Annotated in this window: 23 protein-coding genes and 1 riboswitch; of the genes, 8 read left to right on the top strand and 15 right to left on the bottom strand. The window is 71.1% G+C overall.

The genetic code is table 11. The features are described 5' to 3' along the window. Positions 1–135: 135 nt before the first annotated feature. The 10 genes from rbsD to E3O32_RS17250 all read right to left on the bottom strand — a co-directional run bounded on the left by rbsD (position 136) and on the right by E3O32_RS17250 (position 10,647). A complete protein-coding gene (gene rbsD, locus E3O32_RS09220) occupies positions 136–519 on the bottom strand; it encodes a D-ribose pyranase (protein WP_134508809.1) in 384 nt (127 codons plus the stop codon). Beyond that, a complete protein-coding gene (locus tag E3O32_RS09215; RefSeq protein ID WP_134508807.1) occupies positions 516–1,439 on the bottom strand; it encodes a ribokinase in 924 nt (307 codons plus the stop codon). Before E3O32_RS09215 ends, rbsD begins: the two co-directional genes overlap by 4 nt. Beyond that, complete coding sequence (locus tag E3O32_RS09210) at positions 1,436–2,380, bottom strand: substrate-binding domain-containing protein (protein WP_134508805.1); 945 nt, start codon at positions 2,378–2,380, stop codon at positions 1,436–1,438. The genes E3O32_RS09215 and E3O32_RS09210 overlap by 4 nt, the downstream gene beginning before the upstream one ends. Before the next feature lie 56 nt (positions 2,381–2,436). Beyond that, positions 2,437–3,408: an ABC transporter permease gene (locus tag E3O32_RS09205; protein ID WP_134508804.1), complete on the bottom strand. Its 972-nt coding sequence runs from the start codon at positions 3,406–3,408 to the stop codon at positions 2,437–2,439. A gap of 18 nt (positions 3,409–3,426) precedes the next feature. Continuing rightward, the gene (locus E3O32_RS09200) at positions 3,427–4,947 is read right to left on the bottom strand and encodes a sugar ABC transporter ATP-binding protein (RefSeq protein ID WP_134508802.1); all 1,521 of its coding nucleotides are present in this window, start codon (positions 4,945–4,947) and stop codon (positions 3,427–3,429) included. Position 4,948: 1 nt separating this feature from the next. Continuing rightward, complete coding sequence (locus tag E3O32_RS09195; protein WP_134508801.1) at positions 4,949–5,983, bottom strand: LacI family DNA-binding transcriptional regulator; 1,035 nt, start codon at positions 5,981–5,983, stop codon at positions 4,949–4,951. Positions 5,984–6,139: 156 nt separating this feature from the next. Further along, complete coding sequence (locus tag E3O32_RS09190) at positions 6,140–7,678, bottom strand: GGDEF domain-containing protein (RefSeq protein ID WP_134508799.1); 1,539 nt, start codon at positions 7,676–7,678, stop codon at positions 6,140–6,142. A gap of 16 nt (positions 7,679–7,694) precedes the next feature. Then, positions 7,695–7,768: riboswitch (cyclic di-GMP riboswitch) on the bottom strand. Between the two features lie 203 nt (positions 7,769–7,971). Next, complete coding sequence (locus E3O32_RS09185; protein ID WP_134508797.1) at positions 7,972–8,808, bottom strand: SDR family oxidoreductase; 837 nt, start codon at positions 8,806–8,808, stop codon at positions 7,972–7,974. 155 nt (positions 8,809–8,963) lie between these two features. Beyond that, positions 8,964–10,409 (bottom strand): xylulokinase, encoded by a 1,446-nt coding sequence (locus E3O32_RS09180; protein WP_166790812.1) that lies wholly within the window; start codon positions 10,407–10,409, stop codon positions 8,964–8,966. A gap of 46 nt (positions 10,410–10,455) precedes the next feature. Then, positions 10,456–10,647, bottom strand: coding sequence for a hypothetical protein (locus E3O32_RS17250; RefSeq protein ID WP_166790811.1), 192 nt, complete (start codon positions 10,645–10,647; stop codon positions 10,456–10,458). Between the two features lie 76 nt (positions 10,648–10,723). On the opposite strand from E3O32_RS17250, the gene E3O32_RS09175 reads away from it, so the two are divergent. After that, positions 10,724–11,344: a hypothetical protein gene (locus tag E3O32_RS09175; protein ID WP_134508793.1), complete on the top strand. Its 621-nt coding sequence runs from the start codon at positions 10,724–10,726 to the stop codon at positions 11,342–11,344. A gap of 193 nt (positions 11,345–11,537) precedes the next feature. Further along, a complete protein-coding gene (locus E3O32_RS09170; protein ID WP_134508791.1) occupies positions 11,538–12,293 on the top strand; it encodes a 2,3-bisphosphoglycerate-dependent phosphoglycerate mutase in 756 nt (251 codons plus the stop codon). Positions 12,294–12,306: 13 nt separating this feature from the next. Here E3O32_RS09170 and E3O32_RS09165 read toward each other — a convergent pair whose 3' ends face one another. Both E3O32_RS09165 and E3O32_RS09160 read right to left on the bottom strand, forming a co-directional pair. After that, a complete protein-coding gene (locus E3O32_RS09165) occupies positions 12,307–12,816 on the bottom strand; it encodes a DinB family protein (protein ID WP_338145192.1) in 510 nt (169 codons plus the stop codon). Positions 12,817–12,966: 150 nt separating this feature from the next. Next, positions 12,967–13,824 (bottom strand): aggregation-promoting factor C-terminal-like domain-containing protein, encoded by an 858-nt coding sequence (locus E3O32_RS09160; RefSeq protein ID WP_134508787.1) that lies wholly within the window; start codon positions 13,822–13,824, stop codon positions 12,967–12,969. 239 nt (positions 13,825–14,063) lie between these two features. Here E3O32_RS09160 and E3O32_RS09155 point away from each other — a divergent pair, with 239 nt between their 5' ends. Continuing rightward, entirely contained in the window at positions 14,064–15,056 is a 993-nt protein-coding gene (locus E3O32_RS09155) for an LLM class F420-dependent oxidoreductase (RefSeq protein WP_134508785.1), read from the top strand. A gap of 48 nt (positions 15,057–15,104) precedes the next feature. Beyond that, positions 15,105–16,274 (top strand): methyltransferase, encoded by a 1,170-nt coding sequence (locus E3O32_RS09150; RefSeq protein WP_134508783.1) that lies wholly within the window; start codon positions 15,105–15,107, stop codon positions 16,272–16,274. Between the two features lie 133 nt (positions 16,275–16,407). On the opposite strand, the gene E3O32_RS09145 is transcribed toward E3O32_RS09150, so the two are convergent. From E3O32_RS09145 to E3O32_RS09135, 3 genes are all read right to left on the bottom strand, one after another. Beyond that, positions 16,408–18,462, bottom strand: coding sequence for a glucose PTS transporter subunit IIA (locus E3O32_RS09145; protein WP_198417545.1), 2,055 nt, complete (start codon positions 18,460–18,462; stop codon positions 16,408–16,410). A gap of 325 nt (positions 18,463–18,787) precedes the next feature. Beyond that, positions 18,788–19,165, bottom strand: a complete 378-nt coding sequence (locus E3O32_RS09140) for a DUF1622 domain-containing protein (protein ID WP_241974734.1) — start codon at positions 19,163–19,165, stop codon at positions 18,788–18,790. Then, a complete protein-coding gene (locus tag E3O32_RS09135; protein WP_198417544.1) occupies positions 19,162–19,932 on the bottom strand; it encodes a DNA alkylation repair protein in 771 nt (256 codons plus the stop codon). Before E3O32_RS09135 ends, E3O32_RS09140 begins: the two co-directional genes overlap by 4 nt. Before the next feature lie 257 nt (positions 19,933–20,189). On the opposite strand from E3O32_RS09135, the gene E3O32_RS09130 reads away from it, so the two are divergent. From E3O32_RS09130 to E3O32_RS09115, 4 genes are all read left to right on the top strand, one after another. Further along, positions 20,190–21,569 (top strand): DUF6421 family protein, encoded by a 1,380-nt coding sequence (locus E3O32_RS09130; RefSeq protein WP_134508779.1) that lies wholly within the window; start codon positions 20,190–20,192, stop codon positions 21,567–21,569. A 178-nt stretch (positions 21,570–21,747) separates the two neighbouring features. After that, a complete protein-coding gene (locus E3O32_RS09125; RefSeq protein ID WP_241974736.1) occupies positions 21,748–22,419 on the top strand; it encodes an SDR family NAD(P)-dependent oxidoreductase in 672 nt (223 codons plus the stop codon). Positions 22,420–22,529: 110 nt separating this feature from the next. Next, positions 22,530–23,618 carry a threonine aldolase family protein gene (locus E3O32_RS09120; RefSeq protein ID WP_134508777.1) on the top strand — a complete coding sequence of 363 codons (1,089 nt, stop codon included), beginning with the start codon at positions 22,530–22,532 and terminating at the stop codon, positions 23,616–23,618. Then, a complete protein-coding gene (locus tag E3O32_RS09115; RefSeq protein ID WP_134508775.1) occupies positions 23,615–25,306 on the top strand; it encodes a long-chain-fatty-acid--CoA ligase in 1,692 nt (563 codons plus the stop codon). The genes E3O32_RS09120 and E3O32_RS09115 overlap by 4 nt, the downstream gene beginning before the upstream one ends. Positions 25,307–25,435 lie beyond the last annotated feature (129 nt).

Here is a 25,435-nt window from a genome sequence, read left to right as displayed (position 1 = left end):
AGCGCCCGATCGCCCGCGCCGACACCAGCCCATCGACATCCGACATGGGACTGAGCGCTGGCCTCGGATCGCCAGCCTCCAATAATCAACAGGCTCTCCAACCTGAGCCGCCTTCCCCAACCTGAGCCGCGAGCGTCAGAACGAGACGCCGCAGACCAGCGCCGCGTTGGCGAACGGGGTGGCCTCGCCGGTGCGGATGAACAACTTCGCCGAGGCGGAGAGGTCCTTCAGCTCCTCGTGGCTGATGTACTCGATCTCGTCGAACCGGTCGGCCAGCCAGGCCCCGGCCGGGGCCCCCTGCGCCTCGTCGGCCGCGATGGCGTGCTGCACGACCAGCTCGCCGAGCAGCGCGTCGAGCACCTGTTCGAACCGCGGCACGCCGTGCACGAGGGCCAGGTCGATCACCGGCACGCCGCGCGGGATGGGCATCCCGCAGTCCGCGAGCAGCACCAGGTCGGTGTGCCCGAGCCGGGCGATGGCCCCCGACAGCTCGGCGTTCAGGATGCCCCCGCGCTTCACGCGAGCACCTCCGGCAGGGTGTCGGCCAGGGTCGGGTACGACGTCTGGGTGCCACGTCCCTGCACCGCGAACGCGCCGACGCGCACGGCGAAGCGTGCCGCGTCCAGCAGCGAGGCTCCGGCCGCGAGCCGGGCGCTCAGCGCCCCGACGAAAGCGTCGCCGGCGCCGGAGGAGTCCACCGCGGACACCACCGGCGACGGCACGCTGGTCGTGCCGCTCGCGTCGGAGCAGATCGCCCCCTTCGCGCCGCGGGTGAGCACCACCGATGCCACACCCCAGGCGCGGAGACGGGCCACCAGGTCTTCGTCCGTCGCGGGGATTCCCGCACCGGGGTCGACCTGGGCGAGCACGAGGGCAGCCTCGTGCTCGTTGACGACGAGGGGATCGGCGCGCCGGATCGTCTCGGCGGCCACGGGGATGACCGGCGCCAGGTTCAGCACCACCCGTCCCGTGGCGAGCCGGGCAGCGGTGTCGATCCCGTCGGCCGGGATCTCGCCCTGCAGCACGACCACGGCGGCCGCGGCGATGTCGCTCGAGCCGGCTGTGACGGCATCCGCGCCCATCCGCGCGTTGGCTCCGGGGATGACGACGATGGTGTTCTCCGCGTCGTCGGCCACGGTCACCAGGGCGAGGCCGGTCGGCCCGTCGACGGTGTGAACCGCCGACAGGCCGACGCCCGCACGGGTGAGGATCGCGGTGGCGACCTGGGCCTGCGCGTCCCGGCCGACGGCGCCGACCAGGCTCACGGCGGCGCCCAGCTGGGCGGCGGCGACGGCCTGGTTGGCGCCCTTTCCGCCGGGGAGGAACTCCATCGACTTCCCGATCAGGGTCTCACCGGGCAGTGGGTGGCGTTCGATGGTGATCAGCTGGTCGACGTTGATCGATCCGACGACGACCACTGACGCTGTGGAGGGGATCACTTGGCGAAGTCGCCCACGTTCGTCTTCGTGACGGAGACGACCTCGACGGGGACGGTCTTGTCGACCTTGGTGCCCTTGATGGCTTTCACGGCGAGTTCGACGGCGAGCTTGCCCAGTTCGGCGGGCTGCTGCGCGATGGTCGCGACGAGGGTGCCCTTCTGGATGGCGGCGAGGCCGTCTGCGGTGCCGTCGAAGCCGACAACCATGACGTCCGTGCCGGCGCGAGAGCCGAGAGCCTGGACTGCGCCGAGAGCCATCTCATCGTTCTCGGCGAACAGACCGGTCACCTCGGGGTGCGCCTGCATCAGGTTCGTGGTCACGTCGAGGGCGGCGGCGCGGTCGAAGTTCGCGGTCTGCTTGGCGACGACCGTGATGTTCGGGTAGGCCTTCATGCCCTCCGCGAACCCGGCGCCGCGGTCACGGCTGGCGGAGGTGCCGGAGACGCCCTGCAGGGCGATGACGCTGCCCTTCTCGCCCATCGACTTGGCGAGCTCGTCGGCGGCCTGGCGTCCGCCGGCGACGTTGTCGCTGGCGACGAGGGAGGTCAGCTCGGCGCCGTTGACGGTGCGGTCGACGGCGATGACCGGGATGTTGGCCTTGGTCAGCGCCTTGACGGCGGAGGCCGCGGCATCCGAGTCGACCGGGTTGACGATGACGGCCTTGGTGGCGCCGGCGGCCGCGGTGGCCAGCTGGTTGGCCTGGGTGGCCGAGTCGTTCTGGGCGTCGACGATGTTCAACTGCACGCCGGCGGTCTTCGCGGCCGCCTGGGCGCCGTCGCGCAGCTCGACGAAGAACGGGTTGTTCAGGGTGGAGATGGCCATCACGATCTTGGTGCTGCCGGCCGCGTCTCCGCCGCCCCGGCCGCAGGCGGTCGTGCCCGTGAGGATCAGGGCCGCGGTGGCGGTCAGTGCGGCGATCTTGCGGAATGAGGAGGACTTCATTGTTTTTCCTTTGTTGGTGGAGCGGGGTGGTGATGTGAGGGAGGGAGCGGGACGACTCAGCTGCTGCGGGTCTTGCGGCGCAGCACGTCGACGCCGACGGCGAGGGCGATCACGAGGCCGATCACGACCTGCTGCCAGAACGACGTGACGTTGAGCAGGTTGAGGCCGTTGCGGATGACCACGAGCACCAGGGCGCCGACGAAGGTGCCCGAGATCTTGCCGAGCCCGCCGGAGAGCGAGGCGCCGCCGATGACGACCGCGGCGATGGCGTCGAGTTCGTAGCCCGCCGCGGCCTGGGGCTGGGCGGAGTCGAGGCGGCCGGCCAGCAGCAGCCCGGCGAGCGCCGCGAAGAGCCCGGCGAGCGCGAACACGGTGACGAGGATGCGCTTGACCGGCAGTCCGGACAGGCGCGCGGCCTCGGCGTTGCCGCCGACGGCGTACATCGAGCGGCCGATCACGGTGCGGTTGAGCAGGAATGACGCGACCAGGGCGGCCACCAGGAGCACCACGATGGGCATCGGCACGGGACCCAGGTTTCCGCCCAGGAAGGAGACCTCGGCGGGCGTCTTGATCGGGCGGCCGTCGGAGATGACCAGGGTCAGTCCGCGGGCGACGCTGAGCATGGCGAGGGTGGCGATGAAGCTGGGCAGCTTGCCGTAGGCGTTGGCGAGGCCGTTGACCACTCCGGCGAGCAGACCGGCGACGAGTCCGCCGACGAGGGCGAGCCAGCCCGGCAGGCCGGCGCTGACGAACAGCCAGCTCGACACCATCGCCGAGAGGGCCGCGACGGCGCCGACCGACAGGTCGATCCCGCCGGCGACGATGACGAACGTCATGCCGAAGGCCAGCACAGCCACCGTGGAGACCTGGATGCCGATGTTGAGCAGGTTCTGCCCGGTCAGGAAGTCGGGGGTCGCGATGAACAACGCGATGCAGAGCACGACGAGGCCGACCAGGGCACCGTTGTTGGCGAGAAACTTCTTGTAGTTGAAGCCGCGCCTCGTTGCGGGCTGGGTTGTCGTTGACATGCGTGGATCCCTTTTCTTTCAGTTCTTCTCGTCGACATCGCGGGCGGCGAGTGTCATTACTGCGTCCTGGGTGGCCTCGGCCGTGGTGAGTTCGCCGGCCAGCTTGCCGTCGCGCATCACGAGGATGCGGTCGCTCATCCCGAGGATCTCGGGAAGTTCGCTGGAGACCATGACGATCGCGCCGCCGGCCGCGGTGATCGCGTTCATCAGCTCGTAGATCTCGACCTTCGCGCCGACGTCGACTCCACGGGTGGGTTCGTCGAGCAGGAGCACAGTGGAGGCGGCGATGATCCAACGGCCGAAGACGGCCTTCTGCTGATTGCCGCCGGAGAGGGCGCCGACCGCCTGGTCGATGGTGTGCATCCGGATGCGCAGTTTCGTCGCGACCGCCTGCGCCCGGCTGCGCTGGCCGGCGAAGTCGGCCAGGCCGAGCCGGGCGGTGGAGGCGAGGGTGGCGTAGCCGAGGTTGTCGTTGACCGAGGCGCCCGTCACGAGGCCCTGCCCCTTGCGGTCCTCGGGGACGTGCCCGATGCCGGCCTTGATCGCCGCCTGGATGTTGCCCTTGGGCAGCGCCTGGCCGCGCACGGTGACGGTGCCGGAGTCGTAGTGGTCGGCGCCGGCGATGGCGCGGATCAGCTCGGTGCGGCCCGCTCCGACCAGGCCGGCGATGCCGAGCACCTCGCCGGCGCGCACGGTGAAGGTGATGTCGGAGAACCGCCCGGTCGAGCTTAGGTGCTCGACGGCAAGGATCTCGGCCGGCTGGGTCTCGGCCGGCTGGGTCTCGGCGCCGGTGTTGCGGGGGTACTGGTCCTCGATGCTCCGGCCGACCATCAGCTTGACGAGTTCGTCCTCCGGGGTGGAGGCCGGCACCTCGGCGACGAACTCGCCGTCGCGGAGCACGGTCACGGTGTCGCCGACCTCGGCGATCTCGTCGAGGTGGTGGCTGATGAAGAGCATCCCGACGCCGCGGCTGCGCAGGTCGGCCATCACGGCGAACAGGCTCTCGGTCTCGTGCCGGGTCAGTGCCGCGGTCGGCTCGTCCAGGATGAGGATGCGGGCATTGATGCTGAGCGCCTTGGCGATCTCGACGAGCTGCTGCCGGGCGATGCCGAGCTCGCCGACCAGGGTGTCGACGTCGATGTCGAGGCCGATCAGGTTGAGGGCGGCGCGCGCCCGGTTGCGGAGGGCGCTGCGGTCGACCATGCCGTGCCTGGTCGGCATCCGCCCCAGCATCACGTTCTCGGCGATGCTCATGGTGGGCACCAGATTGAGTTCCTGGTGGATGGTGGCGATGCCGAGCTCTTCGGCGGCGCGGGTGGTCGGCAGTGTGACGGTCTTGCCGTCGACGACGATCCGGCCGGCATCGGGCTGGTAGACGCCGGCCATCATCTTGATCAGGGTCGACTTGCCGGCGCCGTTCTCACCGAGCAGCACCTGCACCTTGCCGGCGTAGACGCTCACGGTGACGTCCTTGATGACCGTGACCGGGCCGAACGTCTTGCCCACGTTCTGCAGGGTGACGAGTGGTTGTTGGCTCATTTCAGTTCGTCCTTAGGCTGGGCCCGGATGCGGGTGAGGTGGGGGTAGACGACGAGGCGCGCACGATCAGTTCGCTGGGCAGCACCACCGACTCCGGCTTTCCGCCGTCGATGACCTGGAGCAGCATGTCCACGGCGATCCGGCCCATCTCCTCGACGCTGTGCGAGATCACGCTCAGCGCGGGGTTGAGCAGGGCGAACCATTCGATGTCGTCGAAGGCGATCAGCGCGATGTCGGCGCCGATCCGGCGGCCGAGCTTGTGCAGGATGGCGATCGCCCCGACGGCCATCAGGCTGTCGGCGGCGAGCAGGGCCGTCGGCGGCTCGCGCAGCTGGAGTAGGGCGTGCACGCCGGCCGAGCCGCTGGCCGCCTGATAGTCGCCGAAGTAGACGAGTTCGGGATCCTGGCTGAGTCCGGCGGCGGCGATCGCCCGGGTGAACGCGGCGAACCGGTCCCGGCCGGTGGAGGTGGCCTGCGGCCCGGAGATGTAGCCGATCCGAGTGTGCCCGGCCGCCGCGAGATGGTGGACGGCCTGCCGGATGCCGGCCTCACTGTCGGTGGTCACGCTCGGGATGTCGAGGCCGTCCACGGTGCGGTCGACGAAGACGGTGGGGATCTCCCGGGTGATGAGCGAACGGATGCTGCCGCTGCCGTCGCCGAGGGGGGCCACGATGATGCCGTCCACCCGGCGGGAGATCAGCGTGTCGAGGTAGCGGTCCTGCTGTTCCTTGCGCTCATTGGCGTTGCCGAGCAGGGTGACGTAGCCGGCGGCCAGGGCGGCCTGCTCCACCGTGTGGGCCAGGTCGGCGAAGAAGGGGTTGCGCACGTCCGAGACGAGCAGGCCGATCGAGTCCGACCGGGTCGAGCGCAGGGCGCGGGCCTGGGCGTTGGGCCGGTAGTCGAGTTCCGTGACGGCCGCGGCGACCCGCGCCCGGGAGTCCGGTGAGGTGGCCGGGTTGCCGGAGAGCACCCGCGAGGCCGTGGCCACGGAGACGCCGGCGAGCGCCGCCACGTCCTTGATCGTGATCGCAACCATCGGGTGTCACCTCGTCGTGTTATATGGAATCGTTTCCATGGAAACGATTCCATACTACGACGCTGAGTGAGCATCCGTCAACCTCGTCCTGTCGGGGCCGGCGGAGCGGGCCCCGCGCCCCGCTCCGGGCACCGCGGTCGGGTCCGCGGCGCCGAGTCAGGCGTGGACGGTGTGGTACCGATCCGCGGTCAGGAGGCCGGGGGTGAATGGCTCGACCCGGCCCTTTCCCTTCGCCTTGGCGGCGTACATCGCCACGTCGGCCTGGTGCACAAGCTCTTCGATGCCGACTCCGGCGGCGGGCGTCGCGATGCCGATGCTGGCGCCGACCCGCATCGACTCGGCGCCGACCAGGAACGGTTCTGCCACGGCGTCGACGATTCGCTGGGCGATCTCGGTGGCCTCGGCCAGGCCGGTGCCGTGCAGGAGCACCGCGAATTCGTCTCCGCCGAGCCGCGCGCAGACGTCGGTCGGGCGCACCGAGGCGCGCAGCCTGGCGGCGACCTCGACCAGCACGATGTCGCCGGCCCGGTGCCCGAGCTCGTCGTTCACGTCCTTGAAGTCGTCCAGGTCGAGGAAGAGCACCTGCAACCCGGCCGGATCGTCGCCGCCGGCCAGGCCGGCGGAGAGTCCAGCGAGCAGCGAGGCGCGGTTGTGCAGGCCGGTCAGCGAGTCGGTGCGGGCCTGCGCCGAGAGCTCCTCGTGCGCGTGGCTGTTGCGGATGGCGAGCGCGACCTGGCCGGCCAGGCCCCGCACGGAGAGGATCGCCTCGGCGGGGATCCTGCCCGGCGCGCCGACCAGCAGCCAGCTCCGCTCGTCCCGCCCCTCGAATTCGAGGCACTCCCACATCAGCGGCTCGCCGACCGCGGCGTTCAGCGGCGCGGGGTCGAGGATGCGGGCGACGGATGTCCCGGGCCGGGTGAACAGGACCTCGCCGGGGAGCCGGCCGGGGACGTTCCGGAAGTTGCCGGCCGTGCCCGCGACCCGCAGGGTGCGCCCGTCCGGTGCGAGCAGGACGAGCCGGAGCCCGGGAGTCGCCGCGCAGAACTCGGCCGAGGCCGACCAGCCCAGGGCCAGGATCGCGGCCGTGCTGGTGGCGCCGAGCAGCTGGGAGCCGGTCGCGGCGAGCACGCGGTCGCGCCCCATGCTCTGCTCCCGGGCGGCGAGGGACTTGCCCAGCTGGCGGGCGATCAGCACGGTGAAGAACATGGTGGGGAGAACGCCGAGGAACGCGCCGAAGTCGGTCCCGATCCTGTCCTCCCGCAGCAGCGGCCACACCGCGTAGAGCGAGCCGAGGGCCGCGGCGAACAGGCTGACCCGCAGCAGGGCCTGCGCGCCGGAGCCGTACAGCGACCGGAACCAGAGGGCGCCGAACATGACCATGACCACGGCCGACGCCTTCGGCGACGCCAGGGCGAATGCCATCATCGCCAGCGCGTCGATCAGGTCGACGCCCAGGGGGATGCGCCGGCGCACGAAGCCGGTGGTGAGCGAGGAGACGAGCACGGCACCGCCGGCGAGGCCCAGGGCCAGCAGCCCGCCGCGCGCCGTGAGCAGCACCCCGGGGAGGGCCAGGACCACGGAGACGACGGCCAGCCAGAGGAAGAGCCAGCGGGCGCCATCCGCAATGCCCGTGGGCCGCGTGAAGATTCCCGACCCACCCGTGCGGACGGCGGGGCCGTCGGTCACTGTGTTCATCGATCTGGTTCCTGTTCCCGGTGGGCCGGCTGACCATGAGGCCCCGTGCCTTTGCGACCCCGCCTCGCGACGGGTGTGCCTTTCCTCCGGCCGACGGTTGTGAGCTCGTCCGGGGGCGCACCTTCAACGTAGGCGAAGACCACCCCGTTGTCCTCATAAATGAGGACCCCAGTTCGGGGCACGCCGGCGCCGGCGCGTTGTTGGTGCGTTGCGGAAAAAGCACCCTCCCGCGCCACGAAGGTGCATTGTCCGCATCTCAGCGGGCGGGCGACGGATGCGGCGGGGCGGGCAGGTCAGCGTCGGCCGGTGAAGGCGTCCATCGACCGGTACACGCCGAAGACCCGGCCGGCGACCAGGTCCCACGTCGGCAGGGGGAGCAGGCCCCGCACCGCGCTGGACAGGCCGACCGTCCACGGCATCAGGAGCCTCGGACGGCCCGCGAGCATGGCCCGCCACACCCGGTCGACGACATGCTCGGGCGTCATCAGCGGGGTGAACAGGGGGCCGCGGGCACCCTCGAACATGCCGGTGGAGATGTAACTCGGGCAGACAGTGGTGACCTTCACCTGGCCGTGGCCCTGCTGGGTGAGCTCGAGGCGGAGGGAGTCGCTCCAGCCGATCAGCGCGGCCTTCGACGCGGCGTAGACGCTCATCCGGGGAGTGGATAGCATCCCCGCGGCCGACGCGATGTTGACGATGCGCGATTCGCGGCCGGTTCCCTCGATCATCGCGGGCAGGAACTCACGCGTGATGTACATGGGGGCGAGGGCGTTGACCTGCATGGTCGGCCGGGTGTCGTCGCCGTTGTCATGTTCCCAGAAGTAGGAGCCGCGCACGATGCCGGCATTGTTGATGACGATGTCGGGGTTGCCGACCTCCATCCGCACCCGCTGGGCCGCCTGGGCGATCGCTCCCAGGTCGGCGATGTCGACGACGTACGGCGCCACCTGGCTGCGGCCATCCGAACGTTCGTTCAGGATGGCGGCGGTGACCGCCAGCGCCGCGGGGTCGCGGTCCCAGAGGATCACGGCCTTGGCTCCCTCGGCCACCGCCCGCTCGGCGTAGAGGCGGCCCATGCCCATGGCTGCGCCGGTGATCAGCACGCGGGCTCCGGATACGGTTCGAGTCATTGCTCCATCATCCCAAGACTTTCCCTGCGGACCACCCGCCACCCCGCCACCCCGCCACCCGCCACCCCGCCACCCCGCCGAGATCTGCCATTCCGGTCGAGGTCGACCGGCACGCCGGTCGGTCTGGACCGAAAAGGTCGATCACGGCGAGAGGATCACTCCAGGCTCCGCCGCACGGCATCCGCCCAGAGTGCGGCCCGCTCCTCAATCTGGGCGGCGGAGCCCGGCCGCGGATCGGCCACGTGCCGCCGCGCCGGGGCCAGTGGCCCGGCGATCCCGGCCCGGTCCACCTGCCCGACGGCCAGTCCGGCGACGAGCGCCGCCCCGCGAGCGGATGCCCCCGGCACCTCCACGGCGGCCAGCCCCCGGCCGAGGTGGTCGGCCAGCATCCCGCGCCAGGGCGGCGAGGTCGTGCCGCCGCCGGCGAGCCAGAGGTCGCCGCCGGACCGCGCGCCGAGCGCCGTGTGCGCCGTGCGCAGCGCGAGCGCCACCCCCTCGAGCGCCGCCAGGGCCAGGTCGGACCGGTCATGGCCGAGGTCGAGCCCCACCCAGGCGCCGCGCAGGTCCGGACGGAGGTAGGGCGTGCGCTCCCCGACCAGGTGCGGCAGGAAGAGCGGTGCGCCCGGGCCGATCGACCGGCCGGCGAGGTGGTAGAACTCCGGCCACTCGTAGCCGAGCACGCGGCGCACCCAGTCCAGCGCGAGCCCGCCGCCGAGGATCGCCGCCATCCGGTACCAGCCGGTCTCCGCCGCGAAGCAGTGGATGCCCCGCTCGGCCGCCGGGGCGGGCGCGGCCACCGGGGTGACGAACTGGCCGCCCGTGCCGAGGGTCAGCTGCACGGCGCCGGGAGTCACGAGCCCGCTGCCGAGCATCGCGGCGGCCGCGTCGGCGAGGCCGTGCGCCACCGGGATACCCGCCCGCAGGCCGAGGTCGGCCGCGGCATCCGCTGTCAGCGGCCCGGCGATCTCGGCGGCCTCGTTGATCGGCGGGAGCAGCCCCGGGTCGATGCCCAGGCCGGCGGCGAGGCCGGTCAGCCACGCCCGGCCGGTCAGGTCGTAGAGCAGGGTCGCGGAGGCATCGGTGTGCTCGGTCGCCGCGATGCCGGTGAGGCGCAGCCGGAGGTAGTCCTTGGGCTGCAGGGCGACGACTGCCGCCCGTAGCGTGGCCGGCTCATGCCGGGCGAGCCAGCCGAGGAGCACGCCGGCCATTCCGGGGCTGAACGGGTTGCCGAGCCGCTCGAGCACCGTGGGGGCCAGCCGGGCCCAGTCGGGCTGGAGTCCTGCAGCCCGGGTGTCCGCCCAGGTGATCGCGGGCCGCACCGGCGCGCCGCGCCCGTCGACGAGCACGAGTCCGTGCATCTGGCCGGACAGTCCGACGGCGCCGACGTCACGGTCGGCAGCCGCCGTCACCTCCCGCACGGCCGCGCAGACGGCCGCCCACCAGGCGTCGGGGCTCGTTTCGGCCCAGCCGGGGTGCGGCGCGTCGAGCGGGTACGCCGCCTGGGCGCCGGCCAGCCGCCGCCCGTCCGCATCGAAGAGCGCGACCTTGACCGAGCTGGTGCCCAGGTCGATGCCGAGCAGGGTCTCCTCACCACCGCGCACGCTGCCTCCTGGTCTGCGCGAAAGCGCGTCGACGGACGATCGAATGCTACGCCGGGTGCCCGGCCGGGCGCTGGGCCAGGCGGGCACCCGGGCGCTGGGCCAGGCGGGCACCCGGGCGCTGGGCCAGGCGGGCACCCGGGCGCTCGGCCGGCTGGGAGAAGAAGCCCAGCCCGCGCCCAGCCTCGCCTGCCAGTCTTGCCGACACCGACACCGACAACGACACCGGCACTGCCGCCACCGGCACTGCCACCCACGTCGACGTCGGCCCCGATGCGGCGCCCGCCAGTCATCCCGACAGCCAGAAGGAGCACACCATGGGATTCCTCGACCGCCTCCTCGGCCGCGACGAGCCGGAGCGCTCACCCGCCCGCCCGGCCGCACCGAAACGCACCGACGATGAGATCGCCGTCGAACGCTACGAGTACCTGCTGCGCACGGCCCCGCCCGAAACGATCGAGCAGGTGCACACCGAGGCGTTCAGCAAACTCACCGAGGAGCAGCGCGACCTGCTCTTCCGCCGGCTGAGCGAGAACGCCGACGCCGCCGAGCGACCCGCGAACGCCGAACCGGCCACGCTCGCTCAGGCCGCCACCCGCCAGGAGCTCCGGCAGCCCGGCACCCTCGCCCGCAGCTTCGGCGGTCAGGGCCAGGGCGGGCTCGGCTTCGGCGGCATGGTCGGCAGCACCATCCTCGGCACGGTCGCCGGCTATGTGATCGGGTCCGCCCTGGTGAGCGCGTTCCTGCCGGGCGATTCCGGGGGCACGGATGCCGGTGGCGACTCCTCGGGCGACTCCGGCTCGGATGCCGGCGCCGACAGCTCCGGCGCCGACACGGCCTCCTCCGGTGGGGACTTCGGCGGCGACTCGGGCGGCGGTTTCGGCGGCGGGGACTTCGGCGGGGGCGACTTCGGGGGCGGGGACTTCGGCGGGTTCTGACCGCTCCCCGGCCGGCGCGCACCCGCTGCGAGCGCGCACCCGGGTGCCGGCGCGCACCCGCTGCCAGCGGGACCGTGAGCCCGAAACCGTGAGCCTTAACCGGTAGCCTGAAACCGAACAACGGCCCAGGACGGCCGCGGCTGCCGGGAGACCGGCCCGCGGGCATCCGCGACGGAGAACAGGCTGGTGACCCGTGCGAGACGCCGGCATCCTGGTCCTGCTCCGTCACGGCGAGAGCACCGCGAATGCGGCCGGACTGTTCACGGGTGTTCTGGATGTCCCGCTGTCGGTGCGCGGGATCCACGAGGCGCAGTCCGCCGCGGCCCTGCTCGCCGCGGCGGGCCTCGCCCCGCAGTCCGTCTTCAGTTCCGAGTTGCACCGGGCCAGGCAGACCGCCGAGATCGTGACCGGGGAGCTGCCCTCCCGCCCGGAGGTCCTCGCCGCGGACTGGCGGGTGAACGAACGCAACTACGGCGCCCTGACCGGCCGGTCGAAGGAGGACGTGCGGGCCGAGTTCGGCCAGGAGCAGTTCCTCGCCTGGCGTCGCTCGGTGCACACGGCGCCGCCGCCGCTGGGCGACGCCGCCTTCGCCGCACTGCGGGAGTCGGCACTGTTCCGGCGGCTCCCCGCCGAGGCCCTCACCCGCACCGAGTCGCTGAGCGAGGTGATGACCCGGGTCGTCGCCTTCCACGCCGAACGGATCGAGCCGCGGCTCACCGCCGGCCAGGTCGTGCTCGTCGTCGCGCACGGCAATTCCCTGCGGGCATACTGCGCCGTGCTCGACGCGCTCGACGACCACGCCATCCACCGGCTCAACCTGCCGACCGGGCATCCGCTCGTCTACCGGTTCGGCGATGCTCCGGCGCTCCGGCCGCCCGGCGGCCGCTATCTGGATGCCGTCGGCGCGCACGCGGCCGCGATCACTCTCGCCCGCGAGGGCGGAACCTGACCGGTCGGCCGGGTTACTCGCCGACCGTGCCGTCCACGGCCTCGCGGAGCAGGTCGGCGTGCCCGTTGTGGCGTGCGGTCTCCTCGATCAGGTGCACGAGGATCCACCGCAGGCTCCAGTGCTCGCCGGCCCGGTTGACGCCGGCCGACAGGGCCCCGAGGTCGACGCCGGCGACGGCCGCCCGGCTATGGTCACAGGCCGTGCGATAGAGCTCCCGGAGCGCCTCGGAGTCGTCCTGGGCCGCGGTGCGGAACTCCCAGTCGGGGTCGTCCTCCCAGGAGACGCTGACCCAGGGCTCCTGCTCCGGCCGGCCGAGGAAGCGCACCTGGATCCAGTGCTCCTCGACCAGGGCGAGGTGTTTGAGCAGCCCGCCGAGGGTGAGGGTGGACGGCGGGAGGCGCCGGCTCAGCCCCGCGGCATCCAGCCCCTCGGCCTTGCCGAGCAGGGTCGCCCGCTGGTAGTCGAGGAACTGGGCGAGCGTCGTTGCTTCGTCGGCGGCCGGGGTCGGGTCGATGCGGTCCATGCCGCCCATGTTCCCACGTCCACCGTCGCACCGGCACCCCCGGCGCTGACGCCGCTCGGGTTGACGCCGCGCCCGTGTCGGCAGCCCGCGCCCGCGCCCGCCGCAGCGGGCTGCGGAAACGGGCGCGGCCACACGGCGCGGCCCGGCGGCCTAGTACCAGTCCATCGCCTGAGAGTGCGACCAGGCCGAGCACGGGGTGCCGTAGCCGCGGCTGATGTAGTCGAGGCCCCACTTGATCTGGGTGCTCGCGTTGGTCTGCCAGTCCGGCCCGGCCGAGGCCATCTTGTTGCCCGGCAGAGCCTGCGGGATGCCGGTGGCGCCGCTGCCCTCATTGAGGGCCGTGTACGACCAGCCGGATTCCTTGGCCCACAGCTGGGTCAGGCAGGAGAACTGGGACTCGCCCCAGCCGTACCGTGCGGCGGCGAGGTCGCGCGCGGTGGCGCGGGCCCCGTCGGGAGTGTTGGCGGCGGCGAGCGCGGAGGCTGCGGCATCCGCTGCCGTTGCGGCCGCCGCAGCGGCGGCCCGGTCCGCTTCGGCCGCCGCGGCCTGCACGGTGGCCGCAATGGTGCGGGTCCGGCCGGTCAGGGAGATGACCGCGTCGAGGTCGAGGGTCTGGTAGTTCGCGAGCGACGTGACGGATGCCACCAGCGGGCCGACATCGACCTTGTCGCGGGTCGAGGCCATCACCACGGTGGCGTCGCGGAGGGTGTTCTTCGCGCGCCCGTCGGCGTGCGCCTTCACCGTCTGGGGGTGGACGGCGAGCTGGTCGTGGCGGAGGCCGGTGCTCTGGGAGAGCTCGGTGGTCGCCGCGATCCTCGCGGCGCCGGCCTCGCTTGTCTGGGCGGAGGATGCGGCGCCGACGATGAGTCCGGTGAGGGCCAGGGCGGCCGCGGCCGACACGACCGTGGTGCGGCTGCGCTTCCGCCGGGCGGCGAGCGCCTTTCGGGAGGACGGTGTGAACGGCACGCGGGCGGACGGGCGGAACAGGGTGCGGAGGAGGGAGATCATGACTTCCAGGTGGCGGCGCCAGCGGGCAAACGAGGCCGGGGCGCCGGGTCGGTGGACCCGCGGCCGGATTGCCGGGCGGGCGAAGTGGTCAGTCTGCACGCCGGCACTGGATGAATCCTCACTTTTACCTGTGAAACCCATGCGCGCGTATGGACATCGCGGCCCCGGAGTGCTTGCCCTGGCCATCGCGACCCCGGGCCGTCACCGGGCTCTGGCCCGACTGCGCCTAGGCTCGACCTATGCGATTCGGACTGTTTGTACCCCAGGGCTGGCGTCACGATCTGGTCGGGATCGACCCCGCCGAGCAGTGGGCGGCGATGAGCGGCCTCGCCGCGCACGCCGACGCCGGCGACTGGGAATCGATCTGGGTGTACGACCACTTCCACACCGTCCCGGTGCCGAGCGAGGAGGCCACGCATGAGGCCTGGACCCTGATGAGCGCCTTCGCGGCCACGACGAAGCGGGTGCGGCTCGGCCAGATGTGCACCTGCATGAGCTATCGCAACCCGGCCTACCTGGCCAAGGTGGCCGCGACCATCGACATCATCTCCGGCGGCCGGGTCGAGATGGGCATCGGGGCCGGCTGGTACGAGCACGAGTGGCGCGCCTACGGCTACGGGTTCCCCCGGGCCGGTGAACGACTCGCCCGGCTCGAGGAGGGCGTCGAGATCATGAAGCAGGCCTGGACGACCGGAACGGCCACCCTCGACGGCACGCATTACCAGGTGGACGGCGCGATCGTGCGGCCGCTCCCGCTCCAGGACGACGGCATCCCGATCTGGATCGCGGGCGGCGGCGAGAAGGTCACGCTCCGCATCGCGGCGCAGTACGCGAATTACACCAACTTCGACGGGTCCCCGGAGGGGTTCAGCCACAAGAGCGCCCTGCTCGAGGAACACTGCCGGGTGCTGGGCACGGACTTCGCCGCCATCACGCGCTCGGCCAACTACAACACCGTGATCGCGGCGACCGAGGCCGAGGTGGCCGACCGCCTCGACGTGATCGAGGCGCGGGTCACGCCCCATCTCGGCGTCGCGGGCGCGGCGGACTTCATGGCGGAGTACCGCAGCGGTCAGGCGCAGGGAGTCGGCACGCCGGAGCAGATCGTCGAGCGGCTGAGCGGGATGAAGGAGCGGGGCCTCGGCTACGCCATCCACTACTTCCCCGAGGCGGCCTATGACCGCTCGGGCATCGAGCTGTTCGAGCGCGAGGTCATGCCGGCCCTCCGCTAGCCTCCCCGACCCACACCGCCCACGCCCCTGAGCAGGAAGAGGGACCCCATGATCGGCACGAACTCCGCCCCCGGCACGCCCGGGCATCCGTCACCGGACCGCGCCGGCTGGGTCGAGGCCGGCGAGGCGCGGTCGGCGGCCTGGCATTCGGAGAGCGGCTGGGCGCCGCCAACGCGGATCATCCCCGTCGACGACACCCTCACCGCGGATGCCGCCTACCGCCTGGCGAAGGCGGGCACCGGGATGCTGTGGCGCGGCGACTACCTGGGCGGCCGCCAGCTGCTGCAGGCCCTCGCGCGCCGTGTCGACCGCGGCCGGCACACCCCGTCACCCGACCTGGCGAGCGCATTCCGCCGCACCCGCACCGAGGCGGTTCGCCGGGCCCGCCTGCTCGGGCTGGTCCTCGTTCCGCTGGGCACCGACTACTCGGTTCCCCTCCGCCGGGCGCCGCTGGTGGCGGATGCCTGCACCGAGACCTACGGGCCGGCAACCGAGCCGTCGGTCCTCGCCCTGCGCGAACTCCTCGGCGTGATCGGGGCGCACCAGTGGCGCATCGAGGGCGTCGACGTCCCGGCGCTCGGGGCGCGCATCCACCCGCACTACGGCGTCTTCTCCCCCGTGCGCGGCGAGTACCTCGACCTCGTGCGCGCGGCACCCCTGCCGGACGGGGCGAGCTCAGCCTTCGACATCGGCACGGGAACGGGCGTGCTCGCCGCGATCCTTGCCCGGCGCGGCATCGCACGCGTCGTCGGCACCGACCAGGCGCCGCGTGCGCTGGCCTGCGCCCGGGAGAACATCGCCCGGCTGGGCCTGACCGGGGCCGTCGACGTCGTCGACGCGGACCTGTTCCCGGAAGGCCGGGCGAGCGTCGTCGTGTGCAACCCGCCGTGGATCCCGGCCGCCGCCGTGACCGCGACCGACTTCGCCGTCTACGATCCCGACAGCCGGATGCTGCGCGGCTTTCTCTCCGGACTCGCGGAACACCTCGAACCCGGCGGCGAGGGCTGGCTCGTGCTCTCCGACATCGCCGAGCACCTCGGCCTGCGAAGCCGGAGCGAGCTTCTCGACCTCATCGAGGACGCCGGCCTCGAGGTCGTCGCACGGCAGGACACCCGGCCCGTGCACCGCAAGGCGGCGGACGCGAGCGACCCGCTGCACCTCGCCCGCTCGAAGGAAGTGACCTCGCTCTGGCGGTTGCGGGCGGCATCCGCCGGCTGACCCGGAGGCCCCTCGTTGATTCGCTGACGCGGCGACCTGCGCATCCGCACGACAGAATCCACACAGACAGAATCCGCACAGACAGAAAGGGTGGGCAGAGAAGATTCTCTGCCCACCCTGTCCGTAAGGTGTCTTACTTGGCCGCGACTGTGATGAGCGGGCTTCCGACGCTCACCTGTCCGAACGCCGCCTGATCGACCGATCCGAACTTCTTGGGGTTCGTGACGAGCACCGGGGTGACCAGCGAGTAGCCGGCCTCCTCGATCACCTTGCGGTCGAAGGTCACCAGCGGAGTGCCGGCTTCAACCCGGTCGCCCGCGGCCACCTTGACGGTGAAGCCCTTGCCGGCCAGGTTCACGGTGTCGATGCCCACGTGGATGAGCAGTTCGACGCCGTTGTCCAGCAGCAGGCCGAAGGCATGGCCGGTGGCCTGCGCGACGACGACCTTGCCCGCGCCAGGTGCGTACACGGTGTCCTCGGTCGGGTCCACTCCGACGCCGAGGCCGACGATGCCCTTGCTGAACACCGGGTCCGGCACGTCGGAGAGCGGGATGACGATGCCGGCGACGGGCGAACCGACGGTGGCCAGGACGGTGGCGACCGCGGTCGCCGTGCCTGCGCCAGCGCCTGCGCCAGCCATGGCAGCGGCAGCAACCGGAGCTGCCACGTGTGCGGAATCGGCGGCCTTCTCACTGGCGGCGGCTTCGTCGGCGGCAACCTGGGCGGCAACCTCCGCCTTCTGCTCAGGCGTCTGGTAGCCGGAGAGGATCACGAGGATCATCGCGGTGAAGAACGCGGCGGCAACGGCGCCGGCGTACAGCGGGATGTTGTCGAACGCGGGAATCGTCAGCAGCGAGGTGAAGACGAACGCGCTGGTCTTCACGCCGCCGCCGAGGCCGATGATGACGCCACCGACGAGGCAACCGACGAGCATGCGCGGGTAGATGCGCTTGAAGCGCAGGTGGATGCCGTACAGCGAGGGTTCGGAGATGCCGCCGAGGAGTCCGGCCGCGAGCGCGCCCGTCGCCGTCTGCTTCATCTGACGGTCCTTCTCGCGGATGGAGAGGAACAGCACACCGGCGGTCGCACCGAAGCAGGCGAAGTTCCAGGCACCCATCGGGCCCTGGATGAAGTCAAAGCCCAGGGACTGGATGTTGAGCAGCATGATCGCGTTGAGCGGCCAGTGCAGGCCCAGCGGCACCATGAACGGGTAGGCCAGCGGAATGACAACGGCGAAGATGAACGGCGAGAAGTCGTTGATCGACTTCAGGAAGTTGCCGAGTGCGGCGCCCCCGTACACGCCCATCGGGCCGATCAGGAAGGCGGTCAGCGGGATCATGATCAGCATGCTGAGGAACGGCACGAAAATCAACTGAACGCTGGACGGAATGATCTTCTTCAGGTACTTGGTCAGCAGGCCGAGCACGACCGCCATGAGCAGCGGCGGGAAGACCTGCGAGCTGTAGTCCGTGACGGTCAGCGGCAGTCCGAAGATCTGCACGACGGACGCCTTGCCGCCGAAGACGGTTTCCGCCCCGTCGGTCTGGCCCAGGGCGGTGAAGCCCGGCAGCATGACGACGGCCATGATGGCGAAACCGACCCAGGGGTCGGCGCCGAGCCGCTTGGAGGCGTTGTAGGCCACCATGAGCGGCAGGAAGACGAAGACGCCCTGCCACATCAGGTTCACGAACTGCCAGGACGGGTCCAGGGTGACGCCGGGGGCGTTCCAGGCCGGGATGACACCCAGGGTCGCCATCAGGGCCATGAAGGTGATGAACAGCGATGCGCCGAGCAGTGCGCCCAGGATCGGGCGGAAGGAGTCGGAGAGGATCTCGAAGAATGTGTCGAGCCCCGCGAACTTTCCTCGCGGGCCCTTGGCCCGTTCCGCGGCCTTAATGTCGGCGGCGTCGCCGGAGTGGCTGTCACCGGAGTGCATCTTCTTCAATGCGGGCAGCGCCATAATGTCGTTGTAGACGGTCTCGACTGCTCCGCCGATGACCACCTGATAACGGTCCCCAGTCTGGGCGACGCCGCCCAGGACGACGGGGATCGCCTCAACCGCCTTCTGGTCGATGCCCGACGCGTCCTTGAGCTGGAAGCGTAGGCGGGTCGCGCAGTGGGTGAGGCCGACGATATTCGCGGCCCCTCCCATGCTTTCAATAATGTCTGCAGCAGGTTTGGATGCCACTTGGTTCTCCCTTGATGTGGATGTGGAACGTGGGATTCCCCCTGGCACAACTCGTGCAAACCGCAGTGGCCGGCTGAGAAGGTCCTGTAAATCTTCACGTATCATTAGCAACGATAACGGTTATTAGGGAAGAGTCGAAACTCGGTCTTCGTCTGGGGCGACAGCCGAATCTCCGTTCACGCCGCCGGCGGTCGCCCGATTGCGGTGATGACCAGCCAAACATGGTCGCGCTCTCACGAGAAGACTGCGCACCGGTACCCGCCGGTTTTTTTCAGGCGGATGCGATCAGGGCTGTCTGCCCGGGCGCGACCCTGGCCCCGGCCGGTCAGGACGGCGGGTCGCCGCGGCGCACCCGCCAGCGCGCCCACGGCCAGACGCCGTCCATCTCCACCTCGAGCGAGAAGCTGAGCAGGATCCGGATGATGACGATCCCGGCCAGGCCGAGCACGCTCTCCGTGGTCAGGTCGACCAGGATCGTGCGGATGATGTCGGCCACGATGAGTACCTCCAGCCCGAGCAGGATCGCCCGGCCGAGGTTGCGGCGCAGCTCGGTGTAGGCGCTCTTCCGCGTGGCGGCGGCGAGCGCCCGCGGCACCGCCACGACGAACGCGGAGGCCCCGCCCAGCACCATGATCCCGGCGCCGACCGCCTCGACCACCTGCACGACCGTCCGGATGACCTCTTCGAATGCCATGGTGGTCATCTCCGATCCGTGGGCCGGGGCAGCGCCCGGTAGCGGGCGCGCAGCCCGGCGTCGAGGTGCTCGGTCGCGTAGCTGAGCGCGGTGCGCGGCATCCGCCCGGCGTTCTCGTCGAGGAAGGCGAGCAGCAGGGCCCGGTCGACGCGCTTGCCGACCTCGCGCAGGGTCCAGCCGACCGCCTTGTGGATCAGGCTCTCCGCGTCGTCCAGGAGCAGGGCGGCGAGTTCGAGCGTCGTCGACGCGTCCCCGCGGGCGATGAAGCCGAGCGTGGCGATCATCGCCGTGCGCCGCTGCCAGAGCATTTCGCTGCCGGCCAGCTCGAACAGCACGTCGCGCGGCCGGTCGAAGAGGTACCCGCCGAGCACCGCGGGAGCCGACGAGTCGACCAGGTCCCAGTTGTTGACCCGGCCGCGGCGCACGGCGTCGAGGTAGAACCCGGCGATGGCGGCGCGCGCGTCGTCGTCGCGGTGACGGGTCGTGCCGGCCCGTTCGAACCGGGCCACCAGAATCAGCAGCGCGGCGAGCCGGTGTTCGTGCACCGGGCTGGCCAGGAGCAGGTCGATCTCGGGCAACGGAAGCCCGGTGAAGCGCTTCACCACCTGCCGGGTCGCCGGCACACTGACCCCGAGGAACACGTCCCCCTCGCCGTACTGGCCCGGGCCGCCCTGGAAGTACCGGGATGCACCCTCGGCGCGCGCCGGGTCCGCGAGCTCGGCCAGCGCCGCGACCACGGATGCCGCGGTATCCGTCGTGCCCGTCGCATCCGTCACCCTCGCAGGGTAGCTCGGAAGCCGCTCCCCCGCCCGCCGCGCCCCCGCGAATTCGACCTTTCCGGTCGAGCCCGGCCGGCGGAAGTGACGACCTCGACCGAAACGCTCGAATTCGGCGAGGTCAGACCATGTTTCCGGCGATTCGTTGCGGGAAGTCGCAAGAAAACGCCGGGGTCGTCCCGATACGCTGGACCGTGGCGCTGAAGCCGGCGCCGCCACTGCCGCAACCGCGGTATCCAGGAGGACGGGAGGTTCCCATGTCGAATTATGTTGCGCAAGAAGCACTGGTCGGTGAGCCCGAGGTTCTCGAGGATGTCGCCGCCACCCCCGCCTGGCTCCGCCTCAAGGCCGCCGCCACCGCGCTGCAGGCCCTGCAGGTCAAGAACGGTTCGGTCCCCGAGGCCACCGCGCACCCGGATGCCGCCGCCCACGTGGCGACGATCACCGAGGCCGTCGACGAGCTCGCCCCGCGCTTCCCGCACGACGCCGCCTACCTGACGGCGCTCACGAGGGACTTCGCCCGCTGGGTCGCGGAGGGCTTCGGCGAGCCCGACTTCTACGACTCGCTGATGGCCTTCCAGCCGCAACTTCACCGGGCCGACGGCATCCGCCACCTGGTCGTGTTCCCGATGTATACCCAGAACGGCAGCACCAACCGCCTGGTCGAGGCCGTGCTGATCGAGGTCATCTGGCCGGCGTTCATCGACGAGTTGGAGAAGGAGTACACGAACGCGTTGTTCGTGCCGATCCGGTTCCTCGACTTCACGCCCGGCTACGACACCAACTCGGCCGTCCTGTTCCCCGAGACGGTCGCGATGCGCGAGATCCCCACGTTCACCTGGGGGGCGATCTTCGCCGACCGGGAGGCCGCGAGGTTCCGCCGGGTGGTGCGCGCGGCCGCCGGGATCACCCGTCTCGACCTGCCCGCCGACGCCGCCGCGCTCCTGGACGACCAGCACCTCACCGAGGAAACCTTTGTGATGTGGGACCTCATCCACGACCGCACGCACATGCGCGGCGACCTGCCGTTCGACCCTTTCATGATCAAGCAGCGGATGCCGTTCTTCCTCTACTCCCTTGAGGAGCTGCGCTGCGACCTGACCGCTTTCCGCGAATCGGTCACGATCGAGCGTGACGAGACGGCCAGCCCCGAGGCGCGCAAGCACGCGAAACTGGTGCAGTACGCCGTGATCTTCGACCGGATCTTCCGGTTCGCGATCAGCGGCAGCCGGGTGCGCAACTACGACGGGCTCGGCGGCCAGCTGCTCTTCGCGTGGATGCACCAGCACCACGTGCTGCACTGGACCGACACGGCGCTCACCTTCGATTGGGAGGCAGTGCCCGAGGTCGTCATCGCCCTCGGCGCGCAGATCGACGACCTGTACTGGGCGTCGATCGACCGGCCGAAGAAGGCGCACTGGCTGGCCGCCTACGAGATGATCGCGAAGACCCTGACGCCGAACCCGGCGTCGACCTGGGCTCGCGGCCTGCCGTTGGAGGTGCTCGCCGGCGCGCCGAAGGGGTACACCGACCTCGTCCTCGACGACGAGTTCCCGCTGTCGATGTTCTTCGAGGCGCTCGACAAGAAGATGAAGACCGTGATCGAGTCGACGGCCGGGCTCACCGGGCGTGACTGAACGACCGGACGACACCGTGGGGTCGGCGTCTGACGCCGGCCCCACGGTCGACCGCTCGGGCCAGGCCTCCGGGATCGGCCGCTCGGGCCAGGCATCCGGGATCGGCCGCGCCGACCCGGCATCCGGGATCGGCCTCGCCGCGGCCTACGCCGCCGAAGAGGACGCCGACGGCAGCACCGTGGCCGGGCCAACCGTGGCCGGTCGCATCGTGCTCGTCGCCGGGGCGACCAGCGCCGCCGGCCTCGCCGTGGTCTCCGCCCTCGCCAGGGCCGGCGCGGGAGTGATCGCGGTCGGTTCCCACGCCGAACGGCTGCGCACGCTCCGGGCCGCCGTCCCGGCAGCCGTGACCTACCAGTGCGACCTGGCCGACTTCGCGGCCGTGACCAGCCTCGCCGCGGTGGTACACGCCGAGCACGGCCCGATCGACGGCCTCATCCACCTCGTCGGCGGTTGGCGCGGCGGCGGCGGCCTCGCCGGGCAGTCCGACGAGGACTGGGCCTTCCTGCACCGTAATGTCGTGACCACTCTCCGCAACACGACCCGCGCCTTCAACGACGACCTGCTGGCCTCGCCCGCCGGGCGCCTGGCCATCGTCTCCTCAGTGTCGGTCGACAACCCGCTCGCCGGCGGGGCGAACTACGCCGCCACGAAGGCCGCCGCCGAGACCTGGACCCGCGCCGTCGGGCAGGGCTTCCGCAAGGCCGGGGCGCCGGCCGCGGCCGTCGTCTTCGTGGTCAAGGCACTCGACGGGCTCGAAACCGAGCTCGCCGGCCGCGTCGTCGGCCTCTGGAACACGGATGCCGCATCCGTCAACAACACCCGGGTGTTCCTGGCCCCGCCGACACCGTGAATCACTGACTGTTGCCCGGGCGGACAACTGTTGCCGTCACCCCGCGAACAGTTGTCCGCCCCGGCAACAGTCGGCTGCGGCCGCAGCCCGCACAGAATCGAAGGAGCTTGATGCGCGAAGATGGAGGAGTGACTCAACTCCATGACCTCAGCTCGCGCGGTTTCGCCTCGGACAACTACTCGGGCGTGCATCCCGAGATCCTGGGCGCCATCACCCGGGCGAACGGCGCCCACCAGATCGCCTACGGCGAAGACGTCTACACGGCCCGGCTGCAGGAGGTCTTCGCGGAGCACTTCGGCCCGGGCGTCGAAGCCTTCCCCGTTTTCAACGGCACCGGCGCCAACGTGATCGGGCTGCAGTCGATGCTGCCGCGCTGGGGGGCGGTGGTCTGCGCGTCGACCGCGCACATCAACTCCGACGAGGCCGGGGCGCCGGAGAAGGTGGCCGGCATCAAGCTGCTCACCGTGGACACCCCCGACGGCAAGCTCACCCCGGCGCTGATCGACCAGCAGGCCTGGGGCTGGGGCGACGAGCACCGCGCCCAGCCACTCGTCGTGTCGATCACCCAGACCACCGAGCTCGGCACCCTGTACACCGTCGACGAGGTGCGGGCCATTGCCGACCATGCGCACGCGCACGGCATGAAGCTGCACATGGACGGGGCGAGGCTCTCCAACGCCGCTGCCTCGCTCGGGCTGCCGTTCCGCGCCTTCACCCGCGACGCCGGCGTCGACGTGCTCAGTTTCGGCGGCACCAAGAACGGCATGATGTACGGCGAGTGCGTCGTGGTGCTCAACCCCGAGGCATCCGACGGCCTGATCTACCTGCGCAAGCTGAACATGCAGCTGGCCTCGAAGATGCGCTTCATCTCCGCCCAGCTGATCGCGCTGCTCGAGAACGACCTCTGGCGGCGCAACGCCGGCCACGCCAACGAGATGGCCGCCCGGCTGCGCGCCGCCCTCGAGCGGGGCGTGGCGGACGGCTCGATCCCGGGCGTCAGCTTCAGCCAGGCCACCCAGTCCAACGCCGTGTTCGCAGTGGTGCCCGCCGGGGTCGCCGACCGGTTGCGCGAGTCGTTCCGCTTCTACGACTGGGACGCGGCCCGGAACGAGGTGCGCTGGATGTGCGGCTTCGACACCACCGAGGAGGACATCGACGCGTTCGTCGACGCCCTGAAGAAGGAACTGGCAGCCCGATGAACGCGTTCGCGAACAAGCCCTGGCTCGGTGCGTACGCGCCCGGCGTTCCCTCCACCATCACCGAGCCGACCGAGACCCTCGTCGACATGATCGAGACGTCGGTGCGGCGGTTCTCCGGCGACGTCGCGCTCGACTTCTTCGGCGCCACGACCAGCTACGCCGAACTCGGCGAGCAGATCTCCCGGGTGGCCAACGGGCTGCTGCGCCTCGGCGTGAAGCCCGGCGACCGGGTGGCCCTCGTGCTGCCGAACTGCCCCCAGCACGTGGTGGCGTTCTACGCCGTGCTCCGGCTCGGCGCGATCGTGGTCGAGCACAACCCGCTCTACACCGAGCGTGAGCTGCGGCACCAGTTCGAGGACCACGGCGCCACCGTGGCCGTGGTCTGGGACAAGGTCTATTCGACCGTGCGCGACTTCCCGGCCGACATGGGGCTGCGCTCCGTGATCGCCGTCGACCTGACGGAGGCCATGCCCTTCGCCAAACGGGTGGCGCTGCGGCTGCCCGTCGGCAAGGCCCGCGCCGCCCGGAGCGCCCTCACCGTGGACTCGCTGCCGAAGGGCGCGATCGAATGGTCCTCGCTCCTCGGGTCGCGCAAACTCCGCCACAACCACCCCCGGCCGAAGATCGGCGACACCGCCGCGCTGCAGTACACCAGCGGCACGACCGGCAGCCCCAAGGGCGCCATCCTCAGCCACTTCAACCTGCGCGCGAACGCCCTCCAGGGCGAGGCGTGGGTGCCGGGCCTGAAGGTTGGCGAGGAAGTGTTCTACGCGGTCCTTCCGATGTTCCACGCCTACGGTCTCACCCTGTGCCTCACCTTCGCGATGGCCACCGGGGCCCGGCTCGTCCTGTTCCCCAAGTTCGAAGAGGGGCTGCTGCTAGACGCGGCCCGGCGCACCCCGCCGACGTTCATGCCCGCGGTCCCGCCGATCTACGACCGGCTGGTCACGGCCGCCGCGAAACGCAAGGTGAGCCTGCGCAGCATCCGCTTCGCCATTTCGGGCGCGATGAGCCTGCCGGTGTCGATCGTCGAACGCTGGGAGGCCGCGACCGGCGGACTGCTGGTCGAGGGCTACGGCATGACCGAGGCCTCGCCGATCGCCGTCGGCAACCCGATGGGGCCGACCCGGCGGCCGGGCACGGTCGGGGTCCCGTTCCCGAGCACGGAAATCCGGGTGGTCGACCCGGCCGACCCGACCGTCGACCGGGGCATCGAAGAGGAGGGCGAGCTGCTCATCCGCGGCCCGCAGGTCTTCTCCGGCTACTGGGACCAGCCGAGCGAGAGCGCGAAGGTGCTGCTCGAGGGCGGCTGGCTGCGCACCGGCGATATCGTGCGGGTCTCCGCCGACGGCTTCATCACCGTCGTCGACCGGATCAAGGAACTGATCATCACCGGCGGTTTCAACGTGTCCCCGTCGGAAGTCGAGGCGGCGCTGCTCTCGCATCCGGATGTCGCGGACGCCGCCGCGGTCGGCCTGCCGAGCAAGAACGGCGGCGAAGACGTCGTGGCTGCGATCGTGCTCAGCGCGGGGGCGACCCTCGACGTCGAGGAACTGCGCGCCTACTGCCGCACCCGGCTCTCCGCCTACAAGGTCCCCCGCAACATCGTGCAGGTCGACGAGCTCCCCCGGTCCCTCGTCGGCAAGGTACTCCGCCGCGAGGTGCGCGCCTCCCTCACCGGGGAGTAGCCGCCAGATCCCCCTGTCCCCCTCTCGCGAGAGCGGGTGAATCGTCGGTTTCGCTGCCCCTTGCCGACGATTCACCCGCTCTCGCGAGACGTCGTGGCCATCCGGCGTGCCTGTAGAGCAGGACTCGTG

The sequence above is a fragment of the Cryobacterium mannosilyticum genome (assembly GCF_004402705.1).
In the GTDB taxonomy this organism is placed as follows: Bacteria; Actinomycetota; Actinomycetes; order Actinomycetales; family Microbacteriaceae; genus Cryobacterium; species Cryobacterium mannosilyticum.
This window is presented reverse-complemented; position numbering and strand designations above follow the sequence as displayed.

Coding starts and splice junctions, on each gene's coding strand:
- E3O32_RS09150 (WP_134508783.1), top strand. CDS start 15,105: ATGATCGGCACGAACTCCGCCCCCGGCACGCCCGGGCATCCGTCACCG.
- E3O32_RS09205 (WP_134508804.1), bottom strand. CDS start 3,408: ATGTCAACGACAACCCAGCCCGCAACGAGGCGCGGCTTCAACTACAAG.
- E3O32_RS09185 (WP_134508797.1), bottom strand. CDS start 8,808: ATGACTCGAACCGTATCCGGAGCCCGCGTGCTGATCACCGGCGCAGCC.
- E3O32_RS09200 (WP_134508802.1), bottom strand. CDS start 4,947: ATGAGCCAACAACCACTCGTCACCCTGCAGAACGTGGGCAAGACGTTC.
- E3O32_RS09165 (WP_338145192.1), bottom strand. CDS start 12,816: ATGGACCGCATCGACCCGACCCCGGCCGCCGACGAAGCAACGACGCTC.
- E3O32_RS09115 (WP_134508775.1), top strand. CDS start 23,615: ATGAACGCGTTCGCGAACAAGCCCTGGCTCGGTGCGTACGCGCCCGGC.
- E3O32_RS09120 (WP_134508777.1), top strand. CDS start 22,530: ATGCGCGAAGATGGAGGAGTGACTCAACTCCATGACCTCAGCTCGCGC.
- E3O32_RS09130 (WP_134508779.1), top strand. CDS start 20,190: ATGTCGAATTATGTTGCGCAAGAAGCACTGGTCGGTGAGCCCGAGGTT.
- E3O32_RS09175 (WP_134508793.1), top strand. CDS start 10,724: ATGGGATTCCTCGACCGCCTCCTCGGCCGCGACGAGCCGGAGCGCTCA.
- E3O32_RS09155 (WP_134508785.1), top strand. CDS start 14,064: ATGCGATTCGGACTGTTTGTACCCCAGGGCTGGCGTCACGATCTGGTC.
- E3O32_RS09195 (WP_134508801.1), bottom strand. CDS start 5,983: ATGGTTGCGATCACGATCAAGGACGTGGCGGCGCTCGCCGGCGTCTCC.
- E3O32_RS09140 (WP_241974734.1), bottom strand. CDS start 19,165: ATGACCACCATGGCATTCGAAGAGGTCATCCGGACGGTCGTGCAGGTG.
- E3O32_RS09210 (WP_134508805.1), bottom strand. CDS start 2,380: ATGAAGTCCTCCTCATTCCGCAAGATCGCCGCACTGACCGCCACCGCG.
- E3O32_RS09160 (WP_134508787.1), bottom strand. CDS start 13,824: ATGATCTCCCTCCTCCGCACCCTGTTCCGCCCGTCCGCCCGCGTGCCG.
- E3O32_RS09190 (WP_134508799.1), bottom strand. CDS start 7,678: ATGAACACAGTGACCGACGGCCCCGCCGTCCGCACGGGTGGGTCGGGA.